This is a genomic window from Actibacterium naphthalenivorans (genome assembly GCF_014196965.1).
Taxonomy (GTDB): domain Bacteria; phylum Pseudomonadota; class Alphaproteobacteria; order Rhodobacterales; family Rhodobacteraceae; genus Actibacterium_A; species Actibacterium_A naphthalenivorans.
In genome coordinates, this window is sequence record NZ_JACIEQ010000002.1 from 183056 (window position 1) to 195846 (window position 12791).

Here is a 12791-nt window from a genome sequence, read left to right on the forward strand (position 1 = left end):
ATGCCGGTTCAGGCGCAGAGCTGATCGTAAGCCTGCAGCGCCTTGACGCCATACATGTAGGACGGACCGCCGCCCATCATGACGCAGACGCCGACGGTTTCGGCGATGTCTTCGCGCGTGGCGCCGGCGGCGACGGCTGCCTTGACGTGAAAGCCGATGCAATCAACGCATTGCTTGGCGATGCCGATGGAAAGCGCGATCAGCTCTTTTTCTTTCGTCGTCAGCTTGCCTGCGGCGAGGGCCGCCCCGTGGAGCTTGGTGAACCCGTCGGCGGTGTCGGGTTGCACGGCACGGAAATCATCCATGTAGGTATTGGCTTCGTCCAGCTCGTTCTTCCAGTCCATAACGTCCCTCCGGGGTTGATTATGGCGCAAGAATAGCGCGCCCGCCGGCGCCTGCCTTGAGGCAGGTCATCGACGGGCGCGAAAGAGGGCTGATCAGGCCAGCATGGCGATCGGGTTTTCCAGGTTTTCCACGATCGCCTTGAGAAGCTCGGCCCCGAGCGCGCCGTCGATGACCCGGTGATCGACAGAGAGGGTCACGGACATCACCGTCGCCACGGCCAGTTCGCCATCAGCGCCGACCACGGGCTTTTTCACGCCCGCGCCGACGGCCAGGATGCCGCCATGGGGCGGGTTGATGACGGCGTCGAAATTGTCGATGCCGAACATGCCCAGGTTCGAGACGGCAAAGCTGCCGCCCAGGTATTCATGCGGCGCGAGCTTGCGGTCGCGGGCGCGGGCGGCAAGGTCTTTCATCTCGGCCGAGAGGGCCGAGAGCGATTTCTTGTCGGCGTCCTGCAGGACGGGTGTGAAAAGCCCACCCTCGATCGCCACGGCGACGGCCACGTCCGACGGTTTCAGCTTCAGCACACGGTCGCCGGCCCAGACGGCGTTGGCGTCGGGCACCTGCTGCAACGCCAGCGCGCAGGCCTTGATGATGAAATCGTTGACCGAAAGTTTCACGCCGCGCGTTTCGAGCTGCCTGTTCAACTGGCCGCGGAATTTCAGCAGGGCGTCGAGCCGGATGTCGCGGCGCAGGTAGAAATGCGGGATGGTCTGCTTGGCCTCGGTCAGGCGCGCGGCGATGGTCTTGCGCATCCCGTCGAGCTTGATCTCCTCGAACTCCCGGCCCTGATACATTTTCAGGACGGTCTCCGTGGCCGGGCCTGCGGGCATCGCCGTGGTGGCGGCGGGAACGGGCGCCGCTGCCGCCGGCGCGGCGGCTTCGGGGGCTGCGGTCGCGCCTTCGACATCTGCCTTGATGATCCGCCCATGCGGGCCGGACCCGGTGAGCTGGGCCAGATCCAGCCCCTTGTCGGCGGCGATGCGCCGCGCAAGGGGGGACGCGAAAACGCGTGCGCCGCCACCTGCCACCGGGGCTGCCGGGGCGGGCGCTGCGGCTGGTGCCACCGGTGCTGCCGCCGCTTCTTTCCTGGCCGCGGGTGCAGGGGCAGGGGCGTTGCCGATGTCATCGGCGCTTTCGCCATCCTCCAGCAAAACGGCGATGGGGGTGTTCACCTTCACCCCCTCGCTGCCTTCGGCGATGAGCAGCTTGCCGACGATGCCTTCATCGACAGCCTCGAACTCCATCGTCGCCTTGTCGGTTTCGATCTCGGCCAGCAGATCGCCGGAAGACACCACGTCTCCCTCCTTGACCAGCCATTTCGCAAGCGTGCCTTCCTCCATCGTGGGGGAGAGCGCGGGCATCAGGATTTCTGTGGGCATCGCGTCGGCTCCTTAGCGGTAGGTCACGGCTTTGACGGCGTCGATGACATCCTTCGTCGTCACAAGCGCCAGTTTTTCAAGGTTCGCGGCATAGGGCATGGGCACATCCTTGCCCGCGCAATTCAGGACCGGCGCATCCAGGTAGTCGAACGCGTTGGTCATGATATAGGCCGACAGGTGGTTGCCGATCGAGCCCACCGGGAAGCCTTCCTCGACCGTCACGCAACGGTTGGTTTTCATCACCGAGCGGATCACCGTGTCATAATCCAGCGGGCGCAGGGTGCGCAGGTCGATCACCTCGGCGCTGATCCCGTCTTCGGCAAGCTTTTCAGCGGCTTCCAGCGCATATGTCATTCCGATGCCGAAACTGACGATGGTCACATCCGTGCCCTCGCGCCAGATCTTCGCCTTGCCGAAGGGGACGGTGAAATCCTCTAGCACCGGCACGTCGAAGCTGCGGCCATAGAGGATTTCGTTTTCCAGGAAGATCACCGGGTTGGGGTCGCGGATTGCGCTTTTCAGCAGACCTTTGGCATCGGCGGCCGAATAGGGCATGACCACTTTCAGGCCCGGGATCTGCGCATACCATGCGGCGTAATCCTGGCTGTGCTGGGCCCCCACGCGGGCGGCGGCGCCGTTGGGGCCGCGAAACACCATCGGCGCCCCCATCTGCCCGCCCGACATGTAAAGCGTCTTGGCCGCCGAGTTGATGATCTGGTCGATCGCCTGCATGGCGAAGTTGAAGGTCATGAACTCCACGATCGGGCGCAGGCCGCCAAAGGACGCCCCCACGGCGATGCCGGCAAAGCCATGCTCGGTGATCGGCGTGTCGATCACCCGCTTGGCGCCGAACTCATCCAGCAGGCCCTGGCTGATCTTGTAGGCGCCCTGATATTCCGCCACTTCCTCGCCCATCAGATAGACGGTGGGATCGCGGCGCATCTCTTCGGCCATCGCATCGCGCAGGGCTTCGCGCACGGTGGTCGAGCGCATCTCGGTGCCTTCGGGCACGTCGGGTTCGGCCACCACTTCGGGCGCTTTCGGCTGGGCTGGAACCGCGGCAGGCGTCTCTTCGGCTGGCGCGGCGGAGGCAGGGGCGGCGCTGACGGCGGCACCGGCATCCTCGCCTTCCTCGACCAGCACGGCGATGGGGGTGTTCACCTTCACCCCCTCGCTGCCCTCGGCGATCAGGATCTTGCCGACGATGCCTTCATCGACAGCCTCGAACTCCATCGTCGCCTTGTCGGTCTCGATCTCGGCCAGGATATCGCCCGAGGCAACGGTGTCGCCCTCCTTGACCAGCCATTTCGCAAGCGTGCCTTCCTCCATGGTGGGGGATAGCGCGGGCATCAGTATTTCGGTTGCCATCTCTTGGTCTCCCCCTCAGGCGTCTGCGTAGATGTCGGTGTAAAGCTCATCGAGCGCCGGCTCGGGGCTTTCCTTGGCGAACTCGGCAGCATCGTTGACGATCGCCTTGGTGTCCTTGTCGATCGCCTTCAGCTCATCCTCGGTGGCGTGCTTTCCGGTCAGCAGCAATTCGCGCACATGCTCGATCGCGTCACGCTCCTCGCGCATCTTCTGCACCTCTTCGCGCGTGCGATACTTCGCCGGATCCGACATGGAGTGGCCGCGATAGCGATAGGTCTTGACCTCCAGGATGTACGGGCCCTTGCCCGCGCGGCAATGCGCGACGGCCTTTTCACCGGCCGCCTTCACCGCCTGTACATCCATCCCGTCAACCTCTTCGCCGGGGATGCCATAGGCCGCGCCACGTTCCCACAGGCTGGGCGATTTGGTCGAGCGCTGCACCGAGGTGCCCATAGCATACTGGTTGTTTTCGATCACGAAGATCACCGGCAGATCCCAAAGCTCGGCCATGTTGTAGGTCTCATAGACCTGTCCCTGGTTCGCGGCGCCATCCCCGAAATAGGCAAAGGTCACCCGGTCATTGCCCAGATACTTGTCGGCAAAGGCCAGCCCGGCGCCGATCGGCACCTGCGCGCCGACAATGCCGTGGCCGCCATAGAAATGCTTTTCCTTGGAAAACATGTGCATCGAGCCGCCCTTGCCGCGGGAATAGCCGCCCTCGCGCCCGGTCAGTTCGGCCATCACCCCCTTGGGATCCATGCCGCAGGCCAGCATATGGCCGTGATCGCGATAAGAGGTGACGCGCTTGTCGCCGTCCTCGGCGGCGGCTTCCAGCCCGACGACAACCGCTTCCTGCCCGATGTAGAGATGGCAGAACCCGCCGATCAGCCCCATGCCATACAGTTGTCCGGCTTTCTCCTCGAATCGCCGGATTAGCAGCATCTCGCGGTAAAACCCAAGCAGCTCTTCCTTGGAAGTGTTTGGTTTTCGTACGGTTTTTCGTGTGGCCATGCGGTGGGCTCCCCCCGAAATCTGAAGATAGTTTAATGCTAAACCATTTATATCAAACTGCCGGGCGGATTTCGAGAACCAATTGCGCCGCACCCTTGCGGCAGGCCTAGCGAATGACGATTTCGTCGGCGCGGATCAGGCCCAGAACGCTGCGCGCCTGTTCGTCCAGAAGATCGGGATCAAGATAATCATCCGACAGACGGCGGGTCTTGTTCTGCATCTCGGCAAGCTGGCGCTCCAGTTCGGCGCGCTCCCGGTTCAACACATCGGCCTCGGCGGCCACCTGAATGCGGCGGAACAGGCCATAGTCGCCCTGTACGGCGGCAAAGGTGAAATAGGTCGCCAGCGAGAATGCGATCGCGAAATAGACGACAACACCCAATGCCGGACGTTTGCGGGAACCACTCATGACACTGCCTCTTGGCCGCCTCTTCGCGGGCGGATGGCGGTATGATGGCACATGTGATTCCGCTTGTGAATCCCTTTCGGCGCCGAATGCACCGAAATATCACCACCCGAAACAACGCGCGCGCCGCAGGTCCCGCCTGCGCCGCCCATCCCCTTCATCTTTCGAAAAATATCCCCGCCGGAGGCAGCGCCCGCGCATCGGCGCGGGCGCTTCCCTGCGGGCCGGGCCTCAGCCCTTGCCTTTGTAGATGTCCACCAGCTTGCCCAGCATGTCCAGCGCATCCTCGCGCGAGCGCTGAAAGCTGTTGCGCCCGATGATCGAGCCGTTGCCGCCGCCGTCACGGATGGCGCGCGCGTCGTCATATACGCTGTCGGCACCCTTCTTGGCCCCGCCCGAGAAGACGATGATGCGCTTGCCGTTGAAGGCCGCCTGCACGCAATGGGCCACCCGCGCGGCCTGGGTCGAGATGTCGATGCCCTGTTCGTCATAGACCTTCTTGGCCTCGGGCAGCATCAGATGATCGGTCGACAGCTTGATCTTGATGATATGGGCGCCCAGCAGCGCGGCCATGTGGCCGGCATAGGCGGCCACGTCGATCGCGGTCTCGCCGTCCTTGGTCACGCCTTCGCCGCGCGGATAAGACCAGATCACCGTGGCGATCCCCTTGGATTGCGCCTCTTTGCGCATCTCGGTGATCTCTTCCATCATGTCCACGGCCATGTCCGAGCCGGGGTAGATGGTAAAGCCGATGGCAGAGGCGCCGATGCGCAGCGCGTCATCGACAGAGGCGGTCACCGCCTGGTTCTTTCCCGCGGTGCCCGACATCAGCGAATTGGCCGAGTTGACCTTGAGGATGGTCGGGATCTGCCCGGCGAACGTGTCGGCGCCGGCCTCCAGCGGGCCCAGCGGCGCGGCATAGGCGTTCAGCCCGGCGTCCAGCGCCAGCTGATAGTGATAATGCGGGTCATAGCCTTCGGGGTTGGGCGCGAAGCTGCGCGCGGGGCCATGCTCGAACCCCTGATCGACCGGCAGGATGATCATCTTGCCGGTGCCGCCCAGCTTGCCCTGCATCAGCATGCGGCACAGGTTGGCCTTCACGCCGGGGGTTTCGCCCTCGTAATTCGACAGGATCTTCTGGACAGTACGCGTCGCCTTCATAACAACTTTCCTTTTGCGAAACGGCAATTCGTCTTGGGCTTAGAAGGCCCGGGGCGGGCTGGCAACAGGGTTCGCGCTAACAGCGGCGGGTTTGGCGGCCTCTAGCCGTTCAGCGCTGCAACGCCGGGCAGGGTCTTGCCCTCCATCCATTCCAGGAAGGCGCCGCCGGCGGTCGAGATATAGCTGAACGCCGCCGCCGCGCCGGAGGTGTTCAGCGCCGCCACCGTGTCGCCGCCGCCGGCCACCGTCACCAGCGCGCCGGCCGTGGTCAGCGCCGCCGCCTTCTTCGCAGCGGCGTTGGTCGCGCTGTCGAAGGGCGGAATCTCGAACGCCCCCAGCGGCCCGTTCCAGATCAGCGTGCGGCATTTGCCAAACACCTCTTCGATCCGTTTCACGGTTTCGGGCCCGGCATCCAGGATCATCGCATCGGCGGGGCAGGCATCGGCCGCGACGGTTCGGTTCTCGGCCCCGGCCTTGAATTCCCAGGCAACCACCACATCGCTCGGCAGCACGATCGAGCATCCGGCCGCTTCGGCCTTTTTCATGATTTCGGTCGCGGTGGCGGTCATGTCATGTTCGGCCAGCGATTTTCCCACATCAATGCCCTGCGCCGCCAGAAACGTGTTGGCCATGCCGCCGCCGATCACCAGGTAATCGACCTTGGTCACCAGATTGCCCAGCAGTTCCAGCTTGGTCGATACCTTGGCGCCGCCGACAACCGCGACCACCGGCCGCTGCGGATTGCCAAGCGCGCCTTGCAGCGCCTTCAGCTCCGCCGCCATCAGCCGCCCGGCGGCACAGGGCAGCAGCCGCGCGATGCCCTCGGTCGAGGCATGGGCCCGGTGCGCCGCCGAAAACGCGTCATTCACATAGATGTCGCCCAACGCGGCCAGTGACGCCGCCATCATCGGGTCGTTCTTTTCCTCGCCCTCGTGAAAGCGGGTGTTTTCCAGAAGCAGCACATCGCCCGCGCTCATCGCCGCCACCGCCTGTTTGGCGGGCAGGCCGATACAGTCATCGGCGAAGATCACCCCGCGCCCCAGCGCCTTTTCCAGCGCGGGCAGGGTGACCTTCAGGCTCATGCCCGGCACGACCTTGCCCTTGGGGCGGCCGAAATGCGCCATCAGCACCGGTTTGCCGCCCTTCGCCAGAATGTCGTTCACCGTGGGCACGATCCGCTCGATCCGGGTGGCGTCGGTCACCTTGCCGTCCTCGACCGGCACGTTGATATCCACGCGCACGAGAACAACCTTCCCGGCCATATCCAGATCATCGAGTGTCTTCCAGGCCATGCTCGGCTCCCTCACTAAGGCTACATGCCGCCTATACACCCCGATCCGCCGCCGGGCGTCAACAACTCTGGGGCGGTTCCGGCTTTTCTTCATCGCCCCGCCGGATTAGTGTCCGCGCAAACCAGACAGGAGGAGCGGCACATGGCCGAGATCAAGGATCCCGAAAACACCATTCTCATGGAGCTGAAGGACGGCACCGTCACCATCGAGCTGCTGCCCGACGTGGCCCCCAAACATGCCGAGCGGATGAAAGAACTGGCCCGCGCCGGCGCCTATGACAACGTGGTCTTCCACCGCGTGATCGAAGGCTTCATGGCCCAGACCGGCGACGTGGCGAATGGCAACGCGGAAAAGGAGTTCAACCTGCGCCGCGCCGGCACCGGCGGCTCCGACCTGCCCGATCTTCCGGCCGAGTTCTCGAAACTGCCGCATGACCGGGGCACGCTGGGCGCGGCACGTTCGCAGAACCCGAATTCGGCCAATTCTCAGTTTTTCATCAACTTTTCCGACAATAACTTCCTGAACGGGCAATACACCGTTTACGGCCGCGTCATCTCGGGGATGGAACACGTGGACAAGATCGCCCGGGGCGAGCCGCCCGCGTCCCCCGACCGGATGATCAGTGTGAAGGTGGCCGCGGATGCGTAAGCTCGCGCTGGCGCTTGCCGTTCTGGCCGGCCCCGCCCTGGCCACCGGCATCGAGATCGAGGTGGAGGGCGAGGCGAACGGCACCGTCACCATCGACCTGTTCGAGGATGTGGCCCCCCTGCATGCCGCCCGCATCGCGCAGCTTGCCGCCGATGGCGCCTATGACGGCGTCGTCTTTCACCGGGTCATCCCCGGCTTCATGGCCCAGTCGGGCGATGTGGAGTTCGGCAGGACGGGCGGCGACATGCGCATGGCGGGCATGGGCGGTTCGGCGCTGCCGGATCTGCCGGCGGAGTTTTCCGACAGGCCGTTCGAACGCGGTGTCGTCGGCATGGCGCGCTCGAACGATCCGAATTCGGCCAACAGCCAGTTCTTCATCATGTTCGCCCCGGCGCCGCATCTGAACGGGCAATATACCGTCGTGGGCAAGGTGACGGCGGGCATGGATGTGGTGGACGCGATCAAGAAGGGCGCCGGCGGCAATGGCGCCGTCATCGGCCGGCCCGACATGATGGCCACCGTCCGGGTGACCGAGTAATCACGGCCCGATCCCGCGCGCCGGGATCGGTACGGGCGGCCCCTTCGGAACAGGGGCAGGGGCCGCCGCTGCCCGGCGGCGCCCGCCTTTCACGGATTTCCGGGGATGCGGGCATCCGGAAACGGACTGTTCGCGACGCAGAAACGCCCATCATCAAGAAACTGTTAATTTTCAGGGCTAAACCGGCTGCGACTTATTGTTTGCGGGGGCAACCATGAAAAAACTTCTTCTTCTCTCCACGCTCGGCGTTCTGCCGTTCGCGGCATCGCCGGCTTTTGCCGATTGCACGCCTGACAATCCTGCTGATGGCGCAAGCGTCATCTGCACCGGCATCGATGCCGACGGGTTCGATTTCGACACGCTGGACGACATCACCCTGACCGTGCGCCCCGCCGCCACGGTTCAGAACAGCGGCGAGGCGATCAAGACCGACGATAACCTGACGCTCGTCAACAAGGGCACCGTCCTGAGCACCGGCGACGATGCGGTTCAGACCGACAAGGGCCTGACCCTCGTCAACCGCGGCACGATCACCAGCACCGCCAAGGATGGCGTCAACGCCGATGACGACGCCACCGTGACCAACCGGGGCACCATCCAGGGCGCCGACGAGGGCGTGCAGGGCGCGGACAACCTGACCCTGATCAACCGGGGCACCATCTCCGGCGCCGATGAGGGCGTCACCGGCGACGACGGCGTGACCATCACCAACCGCAAGACCGGCGTGATCGAGGCGGCGGACGATGCCATCCAGATCGCCAACGGCGCGCTGATCCAGAACTATGGCCGGATCGAGAACATCGGGACGGATCTCAGCGACCCGCAGGATTCGATCGACATTGATTCCGGCACGATCTGGAACTTCAAGACCGGCTCGATCCTCTCCACCCTCGACGCCGCCATCGACTTTGACAGCGGCGAGCTGGGCGGCGGTTTCATCCACAACTACGGCCGGATCTCGGGCACGATCGGCATTCTGGTCGATCCCGCCAACCTGTCGAGCCAGACCGTCGACAACTACGCCGGCGGCGTGATCGAAGGCACCTCCGGCACCGCGATCGATCTGGGCGCGGGCAATGACGTGGTCGCGCTGCGCGCGCTCTCGACGCTGATCGGCGGCATCGACATGGGCGACGACGACGACCTGCTGGCGCTCGACGGCACCGCCTTCGGCCTGATCGCGGGCGGTTCGGTTCTGGACGGCGGGCTGGGAAACGACACGGTCTCGCTCGATGATTTCCTGTTCGCGGATATCGACACGGTCGGCCTCGACGAGGCGGGCGTGCTCGACCTTGCGCTGAGCAACAGCAAGGGCGCGGCGCGGATGAGCCTGTTCGGCTGGGAAAACTTCATCTTCGGCGATGGCAGCTATGCCTATTCGGCTGTTGCCGCGCTGGCCCCGGCGCCGGTACCGCTGCCCGCCGGCGTGGTGCTGCTGGGCGGTGCGCTGGCCGGTCTGGGCCTTGCCCGCCGCCGCCGCTGAACGATCCATCGCCTGAAACGGCAAAGGCCCCCGAAAACCGGGGGCCTTTTCATTTTTCACCGGTCGTGCCCGGGCTCCTATCCCTCCAGCACCACCAGCGCGTGCCGCTTCTTTCCCGCGCTCAGCTTGATCGGTTCGGCCAGCGCGGCGGCGTCGATCATCAGCCCCACGTCGGTCAGCGGCGCGTCATTCATCCGCGCGCCATGTTCGGCGATCAGCCGTTTGGCCTCCTTGCCGGATTTGGCCAGCCCGGAACGGGTGATCAGCTGCACGATGGAAATGCCGTCGCCCAGCTCTGCCGCGGTCAGATGCAGCGTCGGCAGATCGTCGCCCGTGCCGCCCTTGGCAAAGACCTCCCAGGCCGTCGCCTCGGCCGCCAGCGCGGCATCGGCCCCGTGGCAAAGCGTCGTGACCTCATTGGCCAGGATGATCTTCGCGGCGTTGATCTCGGCCCCCTCCAGCGCACCCAGCCGCGCGCACTCGTCCAGCGGCAGTTCGGTGTAAAGCTTCAGGAAGCGGCCGACATCGGCATCCGTGGTGTTGCGCCAGAACTGCCAGAATTCATAAGAGCTGAGCATGTCTTCGTTCAGCCAGACGGCGCCGCCCTGGCTCTTGCCCATCTTGCGCCCGTCCGATGTGGTCAGCAGCGGCGATGTCAGGCCGTAGATCTCATGATCCAGCACGCGGCGGGTCAGGTCGATGCCGTTGACGATATTGCCCCACTGATCCGACCCGCCCATCTGCAAAAGACAGCCATAGCGGCGGTTCAGCTCGAGGAAATCATAGGCCTGAAGGATCATGTAGTTGAATTCCAGGAAGGAAAGCGATTGTTCGCGGTCCAGCCGGGACTTGACGGATTCGAACGAAAGCATCCGGTTGACGCTGAAATGCCGCCCTATGTCACGCAGGAAGTCGAGGTAGTTCAGATCGTCCAGCCATTCGGCATTGTTCAGCATCAGCGCATCGGTCGGCGCATCACCATAGTTCAGGTATTTCGCGAACACCTGCTTCATGCTGGCGATATTGGCGTCGATCTCGCCGGGCGTCAGCAGCGGGCGCTCGTCGGCGCGAAAGCTCGGGTCACCCACCTTGGTGGTGCCGCCGCCCATCAGGGTGATCGGCTTGTGCCCGGTTTTCTGCAGCCAGCGCAGCATCATCACATTCAGCAGATGCCCCACATGCAGCGATTTCGCCGTCGCGTCATAGCCGATATAGGCGGGCACCACACCGGCAATCAGGGCATCGTCCAGCCCCTGATAATCGGTGCAATCGGCCAGAAAGCCGCGTTCGATCATCACGCGCAGGAAGTCTGATTTGGGGTGGTAGGTCATCGGCTCACTTGTCCATTCCGCTGGTTTCGGCCACTCATATATCGGTGTGGGGTTTGAAGGGGAAGGCCATGTTGAAAGCGGGGCCGGTACGGGCGCTGGGGGCGATGTCTGGCACATCGCTGGACGGTGTGGATGCGGCGATTGTCGAAACCGACGGCGAGGTCATCCTCGGCTTCGGCGAAACCGCCTATCGCGCCTATTCCGCCGCCGAACGCGGCACCATCGCCGCCGCGCTTGGCCGCTGGCCGGGCGAGGCAGGCGTCGAAGAGGCGGCCGAGGTGGTCGAAACCGCCCATGCCGCCGTCCTGTCGGGGTTCGGCGAGGTTGATCTCGTGGGCTTCCACGGTCAGACCCTGGCGCATGATCCGCACGGGAAAGGCACGCATCAGGCCGGCGACGGGCGCGTGCTGGCAGAGGTGCTGGGCCTGCCCGTGGTCTGGGATTTCCGCAGCTCGGATGTCGAGCTGGGGGGCGAGGGCGCGCCGCTGGCGCCCTTCTTCCACTTCGCCTGCACGAAATGGATCGGCGCGACGGCGCCGCTGGCCTTCGTCAACCTGGGCGGCGTTGGCAACCTGACATGGGTAGACCCCGCCCAAGCACGCCCCGAGGCGCCTGGCGCCTTGCTGGCCTTCGACACCGGCCCGGCCAATGCGCCGCTGAATGACCTGATGCAGGCGCGGCGTGGATTGCCCTATGATCAGGACGCGGCCCTCGCCGCATCCGGAACGCCGGACGAGGCCGTGCTGCAAATGCTGCTGGAACGCCCCTATTTCCTGCGCGTCCCGCCAAAATCGCTGGACCGGAACGATTTCGCCGTCCTGTCGCAGATGGTGGCGGGGCTGAACGATGCCGATGCCGCAGCCACGCTGACGGCGGCCGCGGCGGCCTGCGTCGCGCGCGGGCTGGAACATTGCCCCGAATATCCGGAGCGGCTACTGGTCACGGGGGGCGGGCGCAAGAACCCGCTGATGATGGAGATGCTGATCGAACGCTGCGGCGTGCCGGCGCTGCAGGTGGAAGAACTGGGCCTCGACGGCGACATGCTCGAGGCGCAGGCCTTTGCCTATCTGGCCGTCCGGGTGGCGCGCGGCCTGCCGACCAGCGCGCCGGGCACCACCGGCGTGGGCGCCGCAGTCGGTGGCGGGCGGATCAGCCGGCCCGCCTGAAACCCTGACGTTTCTTTTTCGTGGAAATATCCCCGCCGGAGGCAAGAAAATTGATGTCGCGCCGGAAGAGTTCGATGCCTCCGGCGGGGATACTTTCACGAAAAAGAAGGGCTATGCACGCGGAATATCGAACTCGGGTGCTGCCATTTCGAACCCGTCAAAGCGAAACCCGGGGCTGACGGTGCAGCCTGCAAGCGTCCACTCGCCGGTCGTTCGGGCGGCCTGCCAGAACTGCGGCGGAACGATCAGCTGCGGCAGTTGGCCGTGCAGCAGGTCAGGGCCCAGAATCCGGTCCTGCGCCGGTCCGGCTGCGGTTTCGGAAAGCGACAGGATCAGCGGCGCGCCGGCATAGTGGTGCCAGATTTCGGTGGCATCGACGCGGTGCCAGTGGCTGTGCTGCCCCGCTTCCAGAAGATAGTAGATCGCTGTGCCAGCGGGCCGGGTTCCGGGCGGGCAATGCTGTGCCCAGGTTTCGCGATACCAGCCACCTTCGGGGTGGGGGCGAAGATCGAGATGGGTGATGATGGATTGCGCGCTCATGCGCGCAGTCTAGAGGGATGTGGAGGGGTCGCAAGACGGTTGTCGGGCGCCGGCGTCTTGCTGCGCGCCTGGTGGGGGAGGCCGGGGCTGACTGCCCCCGGCCTCCCGAGGATATTTCGA

At 64.7% G+C, this 12791-nt stretch carries 13 protein-coding genes; 4 read left to right on the plus strand and 9 right to left on the minus strand.

The annotated features are described in order from the left end of the window. Positions 1–8: 8 nt before the first annotated feature. From GGR17_RS09275 to GGR17_RS09305, 7 genes are all read right to left on the minus strand, one after another. Entirely contained in the window at positions 9–344 is a 336-nt protein-coding gene (locus tag GGR17_RS09275; protein ID WP_054538748.1) for a carboxymuconolactone decarboxylase family protein, read from the minus strand. Between the two features lie 93 nt (positions 345–437). Further along, positions 438–1727: a pyruvate dehydrogenase complex dihydrolipoamide acetyltransferase gene (locus GGR17_RS09280; RefSeq protein WP_054538749.1), complete on the minus strand. Its 1290-nt coding sequence runs from the start codon at positions 1725–1727 to the stop codon at positions 438–440. A gap of 12 nt (positions 1728–1739) precedes the next feature. Then, on the minus strand, positions 1740–3095 hold the full coding sequence (locus GGR17_RS09285) for a pyruvate dehydrogenase complex E1 component subunit beta (RefSeq protein ID WP_054538750.1): 1356 nt from the start codon (positions 3093–3095) through the stop codon (positions 1740–1742). 15 nt (positions 3096–3110) lie between these two features. Then, positions 3111–4106 (minus strand): pyruvate dehydrogenase (acetyl-transferring) E1 component subunit alpha, encoded by a 996-nt coding sequence (gene pdhA / locus GGR17_RS09290; protein WP_054538751.1) that lies wholly within the window; start codon positions 4104–4106, stop codon positions 3111–3113. Positions 4107–4212: 106 nt separating this feature from the next. Beyond that, a complete protein-coding gene (locus GGR17_RS09295) occupies positions 4213–4515 on the minus strand; it encodes an FtsB family cell division protein (RefSeq protein ID WP_037205347.1) in 303 nt (100 codons plus the stop codon). Positions 4516–4743: 228 nt separating this feature from the next. Then, positions 4744–5673, minus strand: a complete 930-nt coding sequence (locus tag GGR17_RS09300; protein WP_054538752.1) for a class I fructose-bisphosphate aldolase — start codon at positions 5671–5673, stop codon at positions 4744–4746. 101 nt (positions 5674–5774) lie between these two features. After that, positions 5775–6965: a phosphoglycerate kinase gene (locus GGR17_RS09305; protein WP_054538753.1), complete on the minus strand. Its 1191-nt coding sequence runs from the start codon at positions 6963–6965 to the stop codon at positions 5775–5777. A 141-nt stretch (positions 6966–7106) separates the two neighbouring features. On the opposite strand from GGR17_RS09305, the gene GGR17_RS09310 reads away from it, so the two are divergent. From GGR17_RS09310 to GGR17_RS09320, 3 genes are all read left to right on the plus strand, one after another. Beyond that, on the plus strand, positions 7107–7613 hold the full coding sequence (locus GGR17_RS09310) for a peptidylprolyl isomerase (RefSeq protein WP_054538754.1): 507 nt from the start codon (positions 7107–7109) through the stop codon (positions 7611–7613). After that, the gene (locus tag GGR17_RS09315) at positions 7606–8151 is read left to right on the plus strand and encodes a peptidylprolyl isomerase (protein WP_054538755.1); all 546 of its coding nucleotides are present in this window, start codon (positions 7606–7608) and stop codon (positions 8149–8151) included. The genes GGR17_RS09310 and GGR17_RS09315 overlap by 8 nt, the downstream gene beginning before the upstream one ends. 214 nt (positions 8152–8365) lie before the next feature. Further along, positions 8366–9634 carry a VPLPA-CTERM sorting domain-containing protein gene (locus GGR17_RS09320; protein ID WP_054538756.1) on the plus strand — a complete coding sequence of 423 codons (1269 nt, stop codon included), beginning with the start codon at positions 8366–8368 and terminating at the stop codon, positions 9632–9634. Positions 9635–9711: 77 nt separating this feature from the next. Here GGR17_RS09320 and tyrS read toward each other — a convergent pair whose 3' ends face one another. Continuing rightward, positions 9712–10965, minus strand: a complete 1254-nt coding sequence (gene tyrS / locus GGR17_RS09325; protein ID WP_054538757.1) for a tyrosine--tRNA ligase — start codon at positions 10963–10965, stop codon at positions 9712–9714. 68 nt (positions 10966–11033) lie between these two features. Between tyrS and GGR17_RS09330 the strand changes: the two genes are divergently transcribed. Then, entirely contained in the window at positions 11034–12131 is a 1098-nt protein-coding gene (locus GGR17_RS09330) for an anhydro-N-acetylmuramic acid kinase (RefSeq protein WP_054538758.1), read from the plus strand. 111 nt (positions 12132–12242) lie between these two features. Here the strand turns inward: GGR17_RS09330 and GGR17_RS09335 are convergent, their stop codons facing one another. Next, on the minus strand, positions 12243–12671 hold the full coding sequence (locus GGR17_RS09335; RefSeq protein ID WP_054538759.1) for a cupin domain-containing protein: 429 nt from the start codon (positions 12669–12671) through the stop codon (positions 12243–12245). Positions 12672–12791 lie beyond the last annotated feature (120 nt).